This window comes from Streptomyces roseofulvus (assembly GCF_039534915.1).
GTDB lineage: Bacteria > Actinomycetota > Actinomycetes > Streptomycetales > Streptomycetaceae > Streptomyces > Streptomyces roseofulvus.
Window position 1 is genome coordinate 7,307,199 of the sequence record NZ_BAAAWE010000001.1, and the last position, 15,918, is coordinate 7,323,116.

Annotated in this window: 18 protein-coding genes and 1 pseudogene; 10 read left to right on the forward strand and 9 right to left on the reverse strand. The window is 71.5% G+C overall.

Annotated features, from left to right (window positions below; translation table 11 throughout):
• Positions 1–154 precede the first annotated feature (154 nt).
• From ABFY03_RS33595 to ABFY03_RS33615, 5 genes and pseudogenes are all read left to right on the forward strand, one after another.
• Complete coding sequence (locus ABFY03_RS33595) at positions 155–769, forward strand: hypothetical protein (protein ID WP_428838208.1); 615 nt, start codon at positions 155–157, stop codon at positions 767–769.
• An 18-nt stretch (positions 770–787) separates the two neighbouring features.
• The gene (locus ABFY03_RS33600) at positions 788–1,264 is read left to right on the forward strand and encodes a hypothetical protein (protein WP_346171695.1); all 477 of its coding nucleotides are present in this window, start codon (positions 788–790) and stop codon (positions 1,262–1,264) included.
• Between the two features lie 59 nt (positions 1,265–1,323).
• The gene (locus tag ABFY03_RS33605) at positions 1,324–3,033 is read left to right on the forward strand and encodes a SpaA isopeptide-forming pilin-related protein (RefSeq protein WP_346171696.1); all 1,710 of its coding nucleotides are present in this window, start codon (positions 1,324–1,326) and stop codon (positions 3,031–3,033) included.
• Between the two features lie 360 nt (positions 3,034–3,393).
• Positions 3,394–3,552, forward strand: a pseudogene (locus tag ABFY03_RS33610) (SpaA isopeptide-forming pilin-related protein); the annotation flags it as partial.
• A gap of 111 nt (positions 3,553–3,663) precedes the next feature.
• Positions 3,664–4,272 carry a prealbumin-like fold domain-containing protein gene (locus ABFY03_RS33615; protein ID WP_346171697.1) on the forward strand — a complete coding sequence of 203 codons (609 nt, stop codon included), beginning with the start codon at positions 3,664–3,666 and terminating at the stop codon, positions 4,270–4,272.
• Between the two features lie 137 nt (positions 4,273–4,409).
• On the opposite strand, the gene ABFY03_RS33620 is transcribed toward ABFY03_RS33615, so the two are convergent.
• A complete protein-coding gene (locus ABFY03_RS33620; RefSeq protein WP_346171698.1) occupies positions 4,410–4,562 on the reverse strand; it encodes a hypothetical protein in 153 nt (50 codons plus the stop codon).
• 172 nt (positions 4,563–4,734) lie between these two features.
• Between ABFY03_RS33620 and ABFY03_RS33625 the strand changes: the two genes are divergently transcribed.
• Positions 4,735–5,841: a hypothetical protein gene (locus ABFY03_RS33625; protein WP_346171699.1), complete on the forward strand. Its 1,107-nt coding sequence runs from the start codon at positions 4,735–4,737 to the stop codon at positions 5,839–5,841.
• Here the strand turns inward: ABFY03_RS33625 and ABFY03_RS33630 are convergent, their stop codons facing one another.
• The gene (locus tag ABFY03_RS33630; RefSeq protein WP_346171700.1) at positions 5,842–6,474 is read right to left on the reverse strand and encodes a hypothetical protein; all 633 of its coding nucleotides are present in this window, start codon (positions 6,472–6,474) and stop codon (positions 5,842–5,844) included.
• Between the two features lie 1,020 nt (positions 6,475–7,494).
• Between ABFY03_RS33630 and ABFY03_RS33635 the strand changes: the two genes are divergently transcribed.
• The 4 genes from ABFY03_RS33635 (at position 7,495) to ABFY03_RS33650 (ending at position 9,926) form a co-directional block, all read left to right on the forward strand.
• Positions 7,495–8,175 carry a hypothetical protein gene (locus tag ABFY03_RS33635; RefSeq protein ID WP_346171701.1) on the forward strand — a complete coding sequence of 227 codons (681 nt, stop codon included), beginning with the start codon at positions 7,495–7,497 and terminating at the stop codon, positions 8,173–8,175.
• Between the two features lie 200 nt (positions 8,176–8,375).
• Entirely contained in the window at positions 8,376–8,735 is a 360-nt protein-coding gene (locus ABFY03_RS33640) for an SPDY domain-containing protein (protein ID WP_346171702.1), read from the forward strand.
• A gap of 69 nt (positions 8,736–8,804) precedes the next feature.
• Positions 8,805–9,101, forward strand: coding sequence for a hypothetical protein (locus tag ABFY03_RS33645; RefSeq protein ID WP_346171703.1), 297 nt, complete (start codon positions 8,805–8,807; stop codon positions 9,099–9,101).
• 228 nt (positions 9,102–9,329) lie between these two features.
• Complete coding sequence (locus ABFY03_RS33650) at positions 9,330–9,926, forward strand: SPDY domain-containing protein (RefSeq protein ID WP_346171704.1); 597 nt, start codon at positions 9,330–9,332, stop codon at positions 9,924–9,926.
• A gap of 291 nt (positions 9,927–10,217) precedes the next feature.
• Here ABFY03_RS33650 and ABFY03_RS33655 read toward each other — a convergent pair whose 3' ends face one another.
• The 7 genes from ABFY03_RS33655 to ABFY03_RS33685 all read right to left on the reverse strand — a co-directional run bounded on the left by ABFY03_RS33655 (position 10,218) and on the right by ABFY03_RS33685 (position 15,911).
• A complete protein-coding gene (locus ABFY03_RS33655; RefSeq protein ID WP_346171705.1) occupies positions 10,218–10,637 on the reverse strand; it encodes a hypothetical protein in 420 nt (139 codons plus the stop codon).
• 105 nt (positions 10,638–10,742) lie between these two features.
• Positions 10,743–12,437, reverse strand: a complete 1,695-nt coding sequence (locus tag ABFY03_RS33660) for a mobilization protein (protein WP_346171706.1) — start codon at positions 12,435–12,437, stop codon at positions 10,743–10,745.
• A 4-nt stretch (positions 12,438–12,441) separates the two neighbouring features.
• On the reverse strand, positions 12,442–12,960 hold the full coding sequence (locus ABFY03_RS33665) for a plasmid mobilization protein (RefSeq protein WP_346172345.1): 519 nt from the start codon (positions 12,958–12,960) through the stop codon (positions 12,442–12,444).
• Between the two features lie 241 nt (positions 12,961–13,201).
• Positions 13,202–13,393 (reverse strand): hypothetical protein, encoded by a 192-nt coding sequence (locus ABFY03_RS33670; RefSeq protein WP_346171707.1) that lies wholly within the window; start codon positions 13,391–13,393, stop codon positions 13,202–13,204.
• On the reverse strand, positions 13,390–14,418 hold the full coding sequence (locus ABFY03_RS37975; protein ID WP_386723584.1) for a DUF2637 domain-containing protein: 1,029 nt from the start codon (positions 14,416–14,418) through the stop codon (positions 13,390–13,392). Before ABFY03_RS37975 ends, ABFY03_RS33670 begins: the two co-directional genes overlap by 4 nt.
• Before the next feature lie 51 nt (positions 14,419–14,469).
• A complete protein-coding gene (locus tag ABFY03_RS33680) occupies positions 14,470–15,084 on the reverse strand; it encodes a WhiB family transcriptional regulator (RefSeq protein ID WP_346171708.1) in 615 nt (204 codons plus the stop codon).
• A gap of 113 nt (positions 15,085–15,197) precedes the next feature.
• Positions 15,198–15,911, reverse strand: a complete 714-nt coding sequence (locus ABFY03_RS33685) for an ATP-binding protein (RefSeq protein ID WP_386723588.1) — start codon at positions 15,909–15,911, stop codon at positions 15,198–15,200.
• Positions 15,912–15,918: the final 7 nt, after the last annotated feature.

Below are 15,918 nucleotides of genomic sequence, written 5' to 3' on the forward strand. Positions count from 1 at the left end.
GGCCGGATCCTCCGGCCACGGCGACGCCGGCTTCGCGCCCGTCTCCCACTGGCCCCACCACCACCTCGACGACGGCCCCCACCAACTCGTCGTCACCAGCCCGGACCACCGCATCCGGATCGGCTGGGCCGGAGACGACTACGACCTGTGGACCATCAGCGCTGCACCCGACGCGATGTCCTCACCGCAGTGGATGGCCATCGCCAACCAGAACACGCCCACCGAACTCGTCGGCGCCCTGACCACCGCGCTCGCGCACGACTGGGCGGAAGACAGCGACCGCTTCCTCCACGCCGCCGGCCCCTGGTCCGACGCCGTCGCGCCGCTCATCACGGCCGGCTGGACACTCAGCGGCCCGGCCCGCGGACGGCTGCACGTCACCGCTCCCGACGGGCAGGCCGGGGCAAGCATCGACATCGTCAACCGGCACCCCGACGAGGCGATCACGCTGTGGGCCGGACCCTCTGGGTGGGGCACGCGCGCCGGGATCGCCTTCAGCTCCCGGACGCCCTCCCACTTGATCGCCGCCACCGCGAAGGCGTTCACCGACCCGGCACCTCTGCCCCGCTGGCGAGACACCCTTCATCCGCGCCTGGCCGCCCACGCCACCTTCACTCCGGTCGAACCGCCCCAGGCACCGGTCCCGACGCCGCGCGACATCCGATCCCGGATCGCCGTCCGCCCGCCGGTCCCCGTCGGCAGCATCCCGCGCTGGAGCACGGCCACCCCCTCGGTGCTTCTGCCCACCCGTCCCGCTGCACGCCGCTGACCACCAGGAGCCCCGCGCTTGTCCCTGTACGCCGAGCAGTTCTTCGACGACCACCTCACCCTCCCGTATCCGGAGGCGGCCGTCGTCGGAAACACCTACTACGCCAGACCCGCCCCCGACCTTCCTCTCCGACTTCGGATCAGCTTCACCGACACCCGCATGCACCAGCGCTACGACGGCCTACGCCTCGAAGTCGTGCACCTGGAAAGGGGGTTGATCGACTCCCAGTGGCTGAGCTTCGCCGACCACGGTGCCTTCGCCGTCCGCGACAAGCGGCTGGGCACCAGGCCCGGGGAAGGGAACTACGGCACCTTCACCGACTGGCGCCACACCGACACGCCACCCTGGCAGGGCATCGGCACCGCCATCCTCCGCAAGGCGATCGACCGCTACGTCCAGCTCTGGTTCCCCGGCGCCCCGCAGATACGTACGGAGACGAAACCCTCTGCGGCCCTGCCCAGCCGGACCGCCATCCCAGCCGCTCGCAGCCGGTAACCCCGCCTCGCGGCTCCTCTCACCACCGACACCCACTCCGACAGGACTTCACCATCTCCATGCGTCTTCGCTCCGCCCGATCCGTACACCTGGCCGTCGCGGTCGCCGCCTGCACGGCAGGCACTGTCCTGGCCACCCCGGCCCTGGCGGCGCCTTCGGCCGGCGAGATCCTCGGCCCGGGCTACACCATCCCGGACTCCGAAGGGAACGCCGGCTCCAGCCACATCGGCGCCTACGGCCCGCCCGGCCCGGCCGTCCACGGCGACGCCGAGACCTACTGCGCCGACCCCGAGCGCAAGGGCCCCGCCGACGCAGGCGGCTACGGCGCCCCGCAGCCGGTGACGTCCTGGACGTCGTCGGTGACCGGCAAGACCGTGCCGAAGGAGCGTCTCGCCCAAGCCGCGTACGTGATCGGCAAGTACGGCCAGACTCGCGACAACGCGCAAGCGGCGGCGGTCGACGCCGTCGTGTACGAGTATCTGGCCGGCGGCACGTACGCCCTCGACGGCGCCCGCGGCAAGCAGCGCCTGGGCTACCCGGTCGTCTCGCCGACCGCCCGCACCCTCGCCCAGGGCTACATCGCCGAGGCCAAGCGGCTCGCCGGCCCCTACTCCCTCACGATCACTCCGTCGGTGACGACCACCAGCGCCGGGACGAAGGTCACCGTCGCCGTGCAGGTCGCCACGAGCGCGGGCGCCCCCGTGCCGAAGGTGACCGTCGCGCTGGCCGAGTCCGGCTCCGGCACCGCCTCCGGGAAGGTCACCACGAGCGCGAGCGGCACCGCCGAGTGGTCGTTCACCGCGAAGACCGCGGGCACCGCCAGCGTCACCGCGAAGGCCGACGGCCTGCCCGCCACCCACCTGCAGGTCCTCACCCCGAAGAACCCCGCCGCCCAGCGGATGCTCCTCGCCGGCGGCACCACGAGCGTCAAGGACTCGGCCGCCGTCACCGTGGACGAGGCGACCGGCGGCGTCACCATCCGCAAGAAGGACCCCGAGGGCAGCCGGCTGGTCGGCGCCGCCTTCGAGCTCTTGGACAAGGACGGGAAGAAGGTCGCCGCGGGCAAGACCGACGAGCACGGCGTCCTCGCCTTCGGCCAACTCCGGGCCGGCACTTACCGCCTGCGCGAAACGTCCTCCGGCAGCCCCGTCCACGACCTCGTTCCGGAGCAGACCATCACGATCACCGCCGGACGCACCGCCCAGGCCAACCCGATCGACCTGGTCGACCCGTTCAAGAAGGCCGATCTGTCGGTGAAGAAGATCGACAAGAACACCGGCAAGCTGCTCGCGGGCGCGGTCATCGCCATCCGGGCCGACGAGATGGACAAGACCGGCAAGCACGTCCCCGGCAAGGTCGTCACCACGCTGACCACCGGCACGAACGGCACTGCCGAGGCCGACCTCGACGTCACCCTCAAGGCCGGTACCCGCTACTGGGCCGCCGAGACCACCGCCCCCGACGGCTACCAGCTCGACACCACCCCCCTCGCCTTCACCGCGAAGCCCGGCGCCGCCGTCGCGGTCACCCTCGCCGACCAGCCCGTCCCGACCACCCCGCCGCCGAGCCCCAGCACCCCGCCCCCGGCTCCGCCCACGACGCCCCCGGCTCCGCCGAGCACGCCGCCGGCACCGCCGTCCGGCTCCCTCGCCCACACCGGCGCGGACACCACACCGTGGCTGATCGCGGGCGCGACCGCTCTGCTCGCCGGCGGCTCGGGCCTCTACCTGTTCAGCCGCCGCCGGCGCACGAACGACACGGCCAGCTGACCAGGAGTCTCGGGTCCCGCTCCACCGGTCCCGAACCCGACAACCCGCAGCGTGTAGACGGACAGGCAGCACGCCATCGTCCCAGCCGCCACCTGACGGCACGCGGCCACTTCTCCTTCGGACGAGCCCGCCTCCGGCACGCCCCGCCCCGGCACCCGTCCCAACGCCGGCTACCCGCTCTCGCTGACTTCCGCCCTCAAGGCGTTCCGCCCACCACCTGACCGAGGAGAACTCCTTCTTCATGCGTGTCCCCGCCGTACCGCGGCCACCGTCGCCGCGACCACCCTGGCAACCAGCTCTCTGATCTGGGCCCCGACCGCCTTCGCCAACGCCCCCGAGATCCCGCCGGGCGCCGTCGAGATCACCAAGAAGGACCCGGACGGCACCCTGCTCGCCGGCGCCGCGTTCGCCCTGCTCGACACCCTCAACGGCGCCAAGGCCCTGACCGGCAAGACGAACGCCGACGGCATCCTGCTCTTCGAGGGCGTCCACCCCGGCAGCTACTGCCTCAAGGAGACCTCGACCGGCAGCCCCCTCCACGACCTGGCCCCCGACCAAGACGTCATCGTCGCCCCCGAGCACACCGCGAAGCTCACGATCATCGACACCTTCAAGCCCGCCGAGCTGCTCGTGCGGAAGACCGACAAGAAGACCGGCAAGCCCCTGGCCGGCGCCGTCATCAACATCACCCCCGCCACCGGCATCGGCAAGACGATCACGCTGACCACCGGCAAGGACGGCACCGCCACCACCCCGCTCCCCGTCTCCTCCCGCAACGGCACCACCTACACCGGCACCGAGACCAAGGCCCCCACCGGCTACGAACTCGACACCACCCCCGTCAAGATCACCGCCAAGCCCGCCGCGAAGACCACCGCCACCTTCACCAACACCAAGAAGAACAAGCCCACCCCGCCGCCCACCACGCCCCCCACGACTCCGCCCCCGACGACCACACCGCCCATTACGCCCCCGACGACCCCGCCGGTCACCCCGCCCACCACACCGGCGACGACCCCGCCGGCCACCCCGACCCGGTCCACCTCCACCGGGCCGGTGTCCCCGACCGACACCCCGAGCACCCCGCCCTCCGAGGGCTCCCTCGCGCACACCGGCGCCGACTCCAACGCGTGGCTCCTCGCGGCCGGCGGCCTGCTGTTCGCGGCCGGCGGCGGGGCGCTGATCGCGGCACGACGGAAGAAGACGCAGGACGAGGCGAAGACTCCGACCACCGGCTGATCAGAGGGACCTGCCAGGAGCCGAGGCGCGAGCACGCGGCACAGGCAAGCCCCTTTCAGCCCGAAGGCCCCGGGAACCACCACGGTTCCCGGGGCCTTCGCCATGTCTGCGGAGACCGATACCGCTCCGCTACAGCGTCAGACGCGCATGACGGCCACCGACGCGAGGGCGCCGGCCGCCCATGCGAGGAGCAGGCCCTGCTCCCTGCTGAGGCCGTTCGCGTCGGCCCACCGCTTCGCGAGGGAACGCACGATCATTCCGGTCACCGCCGCTGCCGTATTCCTGGACATGGACAAGTCCTTTCGAGAGGGGAGAGCAGCGCCCGAGTTGGTGCCGCGCACCCACAGAAGCAGCGCAAACCTGCTGGTGGCAACGGGGGCCGACCCGTTTGCAAGTTAGACCGGCCTGGAGTGGGAGTACTCGGCTCGCGCGGCGTACCGCAGCGCCCCTACGCTGCCCGGCATGGCAGTCGAACCCCGTCTCCTACAGCGCGCCGACCTTCTGCGCGCCGCCACATCCGCCGGCTTCAGCACCATTACCGCGAGGAAGCTGGAGAGCTTCATCAGCAACGGCCTGATGCCCCATCCCACCCGAGCCGGCAACGACGGACGCCGCCCGGTCTGGATCTACCCGACGGACAGTGACCGTCAGCTGGTCCAGCTCCTGCGCTGGCGCGAGCGCACACGGGACGTGAACCTGCTGCGCGTCGTGCTGTGGGTCGAGGGCTTCTCTTTCGACCTCGACGCCGTCCGTACCTCCGCGACCATCGTGGTAGACGACCTGTCGCATGAGTTGGAGCAGCTCCTTCACGCCGAGGCATCCCGCCAGGGCCTCGACCCGGTCGACGACCAGGACGCGGTCGTGGGCACCCTCGCCGCGACCATGGCCGCGATGCGAGGCAAGAACGCGCTGCCCCGCCCGATCCGTGTCCCGGCCGGCGACCGGGCAACGGCTGTCGCGCACATGTTCCAGATCTTCGCCCTGGGCACGCGGCCCGAGGTGACGGAAGACGAGGCGGGAACGATCGAGAAGGTCCTTGGCGTCTCGCCGGGCAGACGGCAGCGGGTGGAAGGCGCCGAGCCGTGGCTGACCGGTCCAGCGAGCCTCCTCGTCGGCGCTGCCGACTTCGTGTCCCTGCCGCGGATGAGCGAAGCGCTCGCCGAAGCCACCGACCCAGAATGGGAAGAAGCCCGCTCGGTGGCCACGGCGCTCTTCCTCCAGCTCCCCGTTGTCGCCCGGGCTGTCGCCACCCACACCGGCAAGGAGAACCCCGCAGGGCTCGGGGTACTCGCCGGTTTCGACAGCGAACCCCTCTTCGCCGTCCTCCTGCTCGCCTTCGCCCTGGGAGCACGCCAGGCCGAGTGGTCCGGCAACGTTGAGGAACTGACCGACTCGCTTGCGCCATGGCCCGACCTCATCGGCGAGATGAAGCCGGTGCTTGACATGCAGCAGCACGAACTCGAGCACAACCTCGCCGGCCACGGACCCGAGACGCGTGCCCGCACCGAGAGGATCATCCAGGCCCTTATGGACGGCGAGCTGGACCCAGGCCCCAGACCTGACTGCTAGCTAGGCGTGGATCGGGGGCAAGTCGTAGCGGCTGACGGCCAGGTACGTTTCCGGGGTCGCCGCTTCGAGGAGCCCTTCGTCACTCGCCAGGTCGAGCTCTGGTTCCTCGGGACGGCGCAGCAGGTCGCGCCAGTCGCTCGTCTCTCCACGCTCATAGGCTTCCCGGAGCAGGGAACGCAGCCGGGGGCGGGCCTCCTCCTGCTGCTCGTGGAAAATCCGCCGCTGGGCGAGCCGCTGCTCTTCCTGAGCCTCTTCGCTGCCTCGCTCGTTGACGGCCAGCTGGTCCTCGGCGCGCAGCCCAGGGGTGTGCCGGGCGATGGCGAGATCTTCCTCGTGGAGGCGCGCGCAGACGGCGAACAGCTTCCGGGACATGCCGAGGTGGACTTCGGTGCCGGGGATGCGGCAGGTGAGGAAGTCGTCGATCCCCCAGGAGCGGATCTGGGAACGCGTGAGGTCCTGATTGAGATGAAGTGCCGCTCCGCGGAGGTCGGCCCGCATGGCGCGGGTGTGGTCGTCGTCTTCCAGCGGTGTGGTGAGTCCGTGGCGTCGGTGGCGCGAAGCGCGGTCGGCCGGCACCGGGACGGTGCGCAGCTGTGAGGGGGTAGCGGAGCGCAGTGCCTGGTAGACGAGCATCTGGGCGCGGGCCGCGCCGATGAGCGCGTCGTCGTTGTCGCCGAGGTGGTTTTCGAGGTTGCCCTCGCCCGTGGCTTCCTTGCCGTCGGGGTCGGATCCGGCCGGGGGGGAGGGGCGGCTGGCCGGGGTGCAGGGCGTGGTCGATGGTCAGGAAGAGGTCGTCTCCGGGCCGCACGGCGGCTCCGACCAGGACGCTGCGGTGCGCGTACGAGCCGAGGACCTCGCTCCCAGACTCCAGCTGCGCCCACCCGCCGCGCAGGGTGCCGACGTCGCAGATGCCGCCCTTGGCCTCGATCAGCCAGTACACCTTCTCCGCCTCGTGTCGTCCCCACAGGTCCGGCAGCTTTTTCTTGGGGTCCTTGAAGGTGGCGCTCAGGGCGGGGATGGGGCCGCCGAGTTCGAGGTGCTCGGTCTGCCCCAGACCCAGCAGCGAGCGGCAGGCCCACTCGGTCATCGTCATGCCCAGCCGGTAGGCGGCAGCGCTCTTCGCGGTGCGCTCGGTGCCGTACGCGTAGACCGGGTTCAGCGTCAGGCGCCGGCCCGTGGCGCCCGGCACGGGGGGCTGGTGCTTGAAGGGGTGCGCACCAAGGTAGGCGTACAGCGGGGCGACGCGGGCGACGAGCTCCCCGTGTGCGTACCGCGGCTGGTTCTGCAGGTGCGGGCTGATGTCGCGGCCGACCTCGGTGGCCGCCTTGATGATCTCCCGCCACGTGGTGGTCGGGGCGTACCAGCCGTCCGCCTTCGGGAACCCGTCCGTCGCGCTCCACTCCTTGTGCTTGGCCGTCCGCCACTGCTTCCACGGCTTGTCCGCGGGACCGTTACGGAACAGGACCGGTATGTCGAAGCTGTCGGCGTAGGTGAGCGGCGGCTCGTCGGGGACGTGCGCGGGGATCATCGGCGTCATGGAGACAACCCTGGCACGAGCCTCGACGCTCCTGGGACCGGGCCGCAGACCTCCGGCCGTCGCTCGGCGGCTCTGCCCGCCGTCTCCGGGCTGCTGCGCGTGGCTAGGCTTCAGCGGTGACCGAACTGTCCACGCTGCCCGGAGACCCGTTCGAGCTGCGCCTGCGTATCTCCTACACCGACGAACTCGCCGACACCCCACAGGCCGACACCCTGGAACGCTGGGACGTGTCCGTCCTCCACACGGAGGGGACGGTGGGGTCGATCACCTTCTGTCGGGTGCACCTCGACCGGGGCATGAACGCCGTCCGGGTCATGGAGGAGGAGTCCGAAGAACTCGACGAGATCGCCCAGGCCCTGCTGGATCCGAGCACAGGGGGCTTCACCGAGGACGCCAGCAGCTCGCTTCCGTACGTGGGGTCCTCCCTGCTCGCCATGGACAAGGTGACCCTGGACGAGCCGTGGCGCGGGCACGGCCTCGGAGCCATCCTCGCCACCGAGGCGATCCACCGGCTCATGGCCGGCTGCCGTGCCATCGCGTGCTCGCCGGGCGTCACCGACCTCAGCAGCGACCGCCTGAGGGACCGGACGGAGTGGGACCGGGTGACCACCAAGATCGCCAGGGGATGGGAGCTCGTCGGGTTCCGGCAGTACCAGGGAAACGTTTACCTCCTCTCGCCGGCCTCGTTGGAGTTGGAGGAGCAACGCGGGGCAATGAGAGGGCGACTTGCGGACCTCGGCTTTGTCTGGCGCCGCACCCAAGCCCACGACATCTCGCCCCGACCTGGGGGTGGGTGAAGCTGCGGTCTCGTCGGGGGACAGCTTCGCTGCTGGACCTGAGGACCGTAGCCGCTTCCTCCGCGGAGGGCTCGCCATGCCAGTTCGCCTCTGGCAGACAGGAAAGATCGCGAAAGGACTGGAACACGCTTCAGGGGCATGTCAACCTAGACGACCCTTTCCGGGAAACCCGGAAAATAGCAGGTCAGAGAGGTGATGCCGTGACAGTGGATCTGAGTTCCGCAGGATTCCGGACCACGACCGAGCGCCTGAGGCTGCACGACTGGCTCCTGGGGCCGGGACAGGCGACCGAGGTCATCGACACCTTCCCTGCCGCGAACGGCGACTTCCACTTCATCGTCGACGACCGGGCCGACACCCATATCGCCTCCGCCGACGGCCGCTTCTACCTCGGCCACTTCCCCGCCGGCCGACCCGGCGCCGAGCACGAAGGCTGGGTGCTCGCGGTCACCGGCACCGCTCGGACTCCCGGCTACAGGATCACCTTTGATCCCCACACGCCGGCCCACCTGGTCGCGAGGACCGTCTCCGAGGTTCTGGCTACGGCCAAACGTCTCTGACGACCGCACCGTCCAGGCGTTCCTGTTGTCCCCGAGCTTCCGCCTTCCCCGTCCCCGCAAGGAGTGCACATGCCCGCACCAGCATCGGACATGACCGTCCGACACCTGATCGACCGCCTCGCCGTCCTGGACCCTGACACCCCCGTCCGTCTCGCCATCAACCCCTTCTGCCCGATGGCCCACCGTCTTGCTGACGTCCTCGTCGCTGAGGACCTGGACGGACAGCCGGTGGCGTACCTCGCCGAAGACCCCGAGGCCGTGCAGTACGGCTACCTGCCCCGGCCAGTCGCCGAGGCGCTGACCTGGATGCCGCCGGTCGACCCGCCGACGAGTCCGCGCCGCAGACTGCGCGCCGTCTCCCCCTGACCGCCCGTACGACAAGGAGCACTTCTGCGCCAGTCCACGCCTTCCGATCCGTCCGACGTTCCGGCCTTTCCCGCCTGGTGGGTCACCCCGCGCCACCTTGCCGGTGACGACGGAGCACTCGCAGACCACGTCGCCTCCCACCTCTCCGCCGCCGGTTGGACTTCCCTGACACTCGCTCGCGGCCGTCGTGAACCTGTTGATCCGGATGATCCGGACGCGGTTCAGCAGGTGGTTCGCAGCACTGTGCTGTACGTCGCTCCCGACGGACTTCGCTGGGCCCAGTGGGTGCTTGCCGACGAGCCGATCATCCTCGGGGACCTGCCGGTGGCGTGGACCGTCTCCGCCCGTTCGACCGCGGACGGGCTGGCTGAGTGGACCGCCTACTTCACCACCGGCGTCCCGCCCGAAGCCGTTGCCGACTTCCTGCTCGCCCTGGAGGCCTGTCCGGATCCGGCGCACGGGTATGCAGGCCCGCACGTGGTCTTCGAGTCGCTCGCGGAGCGCGGCTGGGTCCGCGACATCGACAATCCGGCCGCCTTCTCCGATCCGCAGCTGGCCGCGGGCATGGCGCTGAGCCTCCTCCCGGAGTACCTCCAGGACGGAAACCCGCTCTGCCTCGACCCCACCGCCGAGCAAACCGGCTGGCTGGCCTGGTGCGAGCCCCGGATCGGGCGAGGCTACCTCTGGGCTACGGGGTTCTCCGCGAGCACTCCGCACGACCTCGTCGCCGCCTTCGCCGCCTCCCTCGCCTCTCCCGACCCCGTACTCCGGCACACCCTGCCCGGCGACAGCGAGGGACAACTCTCCCTGCGCCCTACCGTCTGACCCCTGGGGCCAGCCGCCAGCAGGGCCTCGTACCTCTTCGGGGCCAACAGCCGTCCCTCAGCACACACAGCAGCACAAACAGGGCCCGGTGCCAGGTCATTCGACCTGGCACCGGGCCCCTTGGCGAGCGTCCTTGGATTCTTCCGGGAGGTCGGGCCGCCCGGCACCTGGTTTCCTCCGGACCGGCTCGGCGCATACCCTCAGCGGCGTGGAGGCCGGCGGCGAGCTCGCGGTCCGGGAAGCCAGCCTCACCCAGGGCGGCTGAGCAGGGCGCGGGACCACGTCACCGGTTCAGAGGCCGAAGTCGTCCAGGCCCTCGTCCAGGGAGCCGTACGTCGAGCTGGTGGGACCGGCGTTCCGGTTGAACCATGCGAGACTCAGGCGAGGCTCCGGCGTCACATGCTTGGCAGGGCACCGGAGCCAGATCTGGCCCTCCACCGCGAGGATGGCCCAGTCGCGGTACGCCGCGCACTGCGGGCAGGAGCGGACTTCGCCCTCCAGGACCAGCGGCCGGCGCCACACCAGGAAGCGCTTCGTGCTCAGATCGAGCCGGAGGTCCGCCGGGAGGAAGTCCTCGCCCGCCGGCGCGGCCCGGGTCTCCCCGACGGGCGCGGCCTCCTGCGGCCATGTCGGCGCTGGGTAGTCCAGCCACGGCGCACCCGCCGGCCCCAGCTCGCCCTCGCTCTTCCGCGCCTTCCTGCGCCCGAACATACGGCCTCCCCTCGCATTCGGCTGCCTCGCCCCGGCAGCGGACGACGAGAGTGCCCCACGGGCGGGACGTCGGGCAACTCACGAATCCGTGAACGGCGGAGCCGGCTACCGGTGCCGTCGGCGGTCCCGGTCGCGAGGCTGAGTCGAGGCTGTGCCAGGCATGCGCTGAGGAACGGGAGCGCTCGCGGCGTCAGCCGGAAGATCTGCGGCGCGGCGCAGTCGCCACACCAGGACGTCGCTGACTGACTCGGCCGTGCCCAGCTCGCGGCGGCCCGCCACATCAGCGAGTAGGACGGCCGGGTCGTGGCCCGCGGCCTCGACGTCGGCGAGCGTGGCCGCCAGGGCGTGCCACCCCCCCTCGGCGAGGACCTGCTCGGCGAGGTGGGGGACTGCCTCGCGCAGGATGACGGTCTGCTGCTGGAGCAGGGGCCGGGAGAGGCGCCGGCCGCGCTGGTGGAGTACGGCGAGCGGGTGGCCAGCGGCGGCCCGGTAGGCGGAGCGAAGGTGCTCGGCGGCCTGCTGGGCGGCCTCGGCCTGCTGCGCGTGGCCCTTCCTCGCGTGCCAGTGGGCGGCGGCGGTGATCAGGAAGAACAGCATGTCGATCGCCATGGCGGTGCTCGCGCCGTCCTCGCCGCGGCCGAGGGCCGGCCCGCCGCGAACGAGATCGCGGGCGGCCTGCCGCAGGGCACGGTCGTGCCCGCGTACGGCGCGGACGTGCGAGCGGGAGGCGCGCTCGAACGCCCAGGCTGCTTGCTGGAGGTCGCTTCGGGTGTGGGCGGCGGACGTCTTCGCGAGCGCGTCGAGGACCTCGCCGGCGGCGGCGATGTGCGCGGCGGCCAGGCCGTCCTCGCCCTGCTCGACAATCAGGAGGGCCTGCCAGGCGACCGCCGCTGTGCTGCGCCGCGCCATGGCCGGGTCCGCAGGGCGCAGGGGCCGGACCGTGTCGCCGTCCTGGGGGACAGTGTCCGCGGACCAGCGTTCGCGGATGCGGGGCAGGCTGAGGTCGGGGGCGAGGCGGGCGCCGGGGTAGTACACGGGTTCGCCGTCCTTGTTGCGGTCGTCGGGCAGTGCGACCTTGAAGCCCAGCAGGTCACCGGACGGGGCCACGCGCGTCTTCACCAGAAGACCGGCGGCGGCCAGGCGGCCGAAGAACTCCTCCTCGCTGACCGCGCCGGCCACAGCCCGCCGCACGGTCTCACGGAGTTCTTCGCGGGCGGTGCGCTCGCGGCCCTGGCGCTCGGCCTTGTGTCGTTCGGCGCTGGTGGGCCGCTGGGCGGCGGTGCCGTCGCCGGGCTTGAGGCGGCGCAGCCCGAGTTCCTGCTCTAGGAGGCGGGCCTCGGCCTGGACGCGGACGGCGTCGCGGTCGAGGTCGGGCCGGTAGCCGTCCTCGCGGGCGAGGGTGGCGAGGATGTGGATGTGGTCGTCGGCGTGCCTGACAGCGACCCAGCGGCAGCCCGCGCCCTGGTCGGGGTCGTCGATGCCGGCGGCGGCAACCATGCGCCGGGCGACGTCGCCCCACTCCTCGTCCGTGAGGAGCCGGTCGGTGGGACCGTTGCGCACTGACAGGTGCCACACGTGCGGCTTCGCCCGCTGGTCGTCGGTGAGGAGGGCGAAGGGCTGGTCGAGGAGCTGCTGGAGCTGCTTGTACGTGGCCTCAGGATCGCGACCGGGGTCAGGGGCGGCGTGGTCCCAGGACGCCACGAGGTGCGGGTCGACGTGTTCCTCGGCCTTGCCCGGCCCGTATAGGTAGTAGAGCAGGCCGATGGTGCGCTTCCCGCGCTTGTGGATCTTCGGGACCATGTTCCTAGCGGCCTTCGAGGAGCTTGTCGGTGGCGGCCTGGACGCGCTCGGTCGCCCGGCGGACGGCGTCGAGGACGGCGTCGAGCTGTGCGTCCGCTGGCCGATCGCCGGAGTTGACCGCCCGGGCGATCTGGTTGAGGTTGTTGCCGACGTGACCGAGGTGCCGGCGCGCGGCGAAGACCTCGGAGATCAGCTCGCGTTCGCCGGCGATGGACCCGGCGGCGGATTCAGGGTCACGGGCGGCGGCCAACGCAGCGCGGGCGAGGAAGGCCGGAAGGCTCGTACGGGCGGCAGCGGCGGCGCCGGCGAGCTGCTGCTTCTCGGTGGTGTTGAGGCGGACGCTGCACACGTAGGAGCGCTTGTCAGGATCGGGCTTCGGCGAGCGCTTGCGCGAAGCGGTCTTCGCGGCACGGCGCTTGCGGCCGAGCTCGGGCTTCTCCGGCTGCGATCCGCCCTCGGTCGCCGCCTCGTGGTCCAGCACCCCCCGGTGCTGGACCGCTCCCGCCCCCTCCATGGCGGGCATGGCCAAGACGCGCTTCCCCGACGGGGAAGAGTGTCTTGGCCGATAACTTGCTCCGTCGGAGACCGAGTTGTCGTCAGCCGAACCGTACAAGGGAAGCGAGGACACGACCGCCGGGAGCGGACGGCCGGCACCGGAATCGGAGCAGGGAGAGGTGGCGGACATGGGGTTCCTTCGGAGCCGGGGCGCTTAGGCGAACGGGGCGGTGGCCCGGCGAGGCCGGGCCACCGTCGGGATTCCGGGTTCAGCAGCAGAGCCTGCACCGGGAGTAGTGGCGAGAGAGCGCCCGCCCCATGTTCAGTTTCACGCCCTTGGCGATCCGGCTGCTCGCCTTCGCCGGGTTGCTCCCCTCGTGCTGGGCAGCGTGGCTGTTCAGGATGGCGAGGTCATTCTCGAAACCGGCCTTTATCCGGTTGAAGCGGTCGCAGGTCTTCATCGAGCAGCTCCTTTGGGGGGAGTAGAGGTCGGGGAGGCGGCCCGTACGAGGGCCAGGACCGGGGTCAGATGTTCGTTGCTGAGCGGGATCTCGTGGCTGCGCATGATCTTCCGGAGCTGGGCTCGGGTGATCTGGGCGTTGCCGTCCTCTCTCAGGACGTCGGGCACGTGGGGGAGGACCAGCTCGACCACCTGCTCGTGCGACAGGCGCTTGGGCCCGGTTCGGGACTGCCGGCTCGCCTGTACCCGAGCGTGCACCGTCCCCGGGCGAGCCGGACCGTTTCGCGTCCGCCGGCGGACAGGTCTCGGGGCTGGTCCGGGTTCCGGGGTCGGTCCGGGTTCGGGGTCCGGGTTCGGGCGGTGGTCCGGGGCTGGTCCGGGTTCCGGGGTCGGTCCGGGTTCGGTCTCCGGTCCGGGTTCGGGGTCCGGGTTCGGGCGGTGGTCCGGGGCTGGTCCGGGTTCCGGGGTCGGTCCGGGTTCGGTCTCCGGTCCGGGTTCGGGGTCCGGGTTCGGGCAGTGGTCCGGGGCTGGTCCGGGTTCCGGGGCTGGTCCGGGTTCGGCTTCCGGTCCGGGTTCGGAGGCCCGGACCGGCTCCTCGTTAGGCAGGGGGCGGGCGACGCGCTGGTGGATCTGCCGCATCAGCACCCCGAAGGCGAGCATGCTGGCCGTGGGCGGGACTGCGGCGACCACGTAGTCCAGGTGCGGCACCGGACCGGGGGTCGCACCGCTGACGCCGAGGACGTTGAGAGCGATCGATCCGATGGATCCGGTGGCGGTCACGCCGATCGCCCACCAGTCCGTCCGTCGGCGCAGGCCCGCGCGGAACATCAGCAGCTCACCCGCCACGATGAAGGCGTCGAGGGTGGCCGGCCAGGCCCACTGCCGGATGGGCGAGCTGTCGAGGCCGTGTCGTGCGGCGACTTCCGCTAGGTGGGCGTAGGAGAGCCAGAAGCCGGACCCTGTCAGCACCGCGATCACCATCACGGCTGCGGTCAGGGCATATCGGTCCGCAGTCTCCTCGGTCAACAGGTGCCTTTCGTTTGGTGGTGGAAGCGTGGATCGGGCGGATGGGGCGGCTCATGCCGCCTTCCGCAGGGCATCGATCAGGTCATCCGTCTGGGCTTGCCGGGGGACCGGGCAGAACGTTTCTTCCGTGGCGTCGGCCTCGTTGTCGTCCGGGTCCGCCGGCGTCCAGTAGCGGTCGCGGTCCGTGATGGCGTGGCCGGCGTCTCGCAGAAGGTCGCGGGCATGGTCGAGGTCGACGGCGAGGACGTAGGAGAGGCGCTCGGGGGTCCACTTGCGGACGTAGGCGTGGCGGGCGACGGCGTCTCGTTCGGCGGCGGTGAGGAACACGTCCCGGCCCATGATCGCGGCGCGCACTCGGGCGTAGTCGAGGCGCTTGGCGACCTTGGCGTGCCAGGGCCGGCGCTCGTCTCGGGTCAGTCCGCCCCACATGCCCCAGCGGATGTCGTTGTCGAGGGCGTGGGTGAAGCAGTCCTGGCGGACGGGGCACCGGAGGCAGAACGACTTCCCCTCGGCGATGTCGGAGAGGGCGCGCGGCGCCGAGAAGAACAGCCGGTCGGCCTCGTCGGCTTCCAGGTCCCGGCAGGCTCCGCGGGCGTGCCAGGAGATGTCGGCGATGCCTCGTACGGGCGGGGTCGGGCTGCTGGCGTTGGCGGTGATGTGGCGCATGGGTGTCTCCAGGGGATGCCGCCGGGCAGGCAGGAGCGGCGCGGCACGCGAAGGTGGTGGTCGGCGCGCGGCTGGGGCGGGCGGCGAGAAGCAGGTGAGGGGTTCCGTGGCCGTCAGGCGGCGGCGCGGAAGCGGCGGTCGGGGCCGCTGAGGTGGACCGGGGTGCACATGCCGGACAGGCGGGAGAGGACGCGGTCGCCGATCTTGTCGCGCAGGACAGGCTGGCGTGGGTCCATGTGCTCGGTGCGGACCGGCGGCAGGTTGGTGGTGATGATCGTCGGCCGGCGGTGCTCCGAGCGCCAGTTGAGCAGGCGGAAGGTGATCTCCTCGGTCCACTCGGTGCTCTTGGCGGCGCCGAGGTCGTCCAGCAGCAGCAGCGGCACGCGGACGATCCGGCGCAGCAGGTACTCGGGATCGAGCCCGTTCCGGGCCCGCATCGCGCCGTAGAGGTCCGCCGCGGTCGTCGCCTCCCACCGCACCCCGCACCCCGCGGCGGTCAGTGCGCGGATCGCCCCGTACGCCTCGTGGGTCTTGCCGGCGCCCGTGGGCCCCCAGAGCAGCAGGCTGCGGCCGTGGGTGATCTCGCGCTGGCCGGTCCGGCCGACGTGGGGCGCGAGGGCATTGGCGGCGTGGCCGACCGCCGCGTCGGCGATGGAGCCCACCCAGCGGGCGACGTCCGGATGCTCGGTCTGAGCGGCGCGGTACTCGTACGGGATGCGCTCCTGGGCGGCTTCCAGGGCCGGGTTCGGCTCAGGACGTTCAACGAGCGGCGCAGTGGCGTTCGGGTCGATGCCCCGCTCGGCGAGCTTGCGCTGCATCCAGGCCATCGCCGGG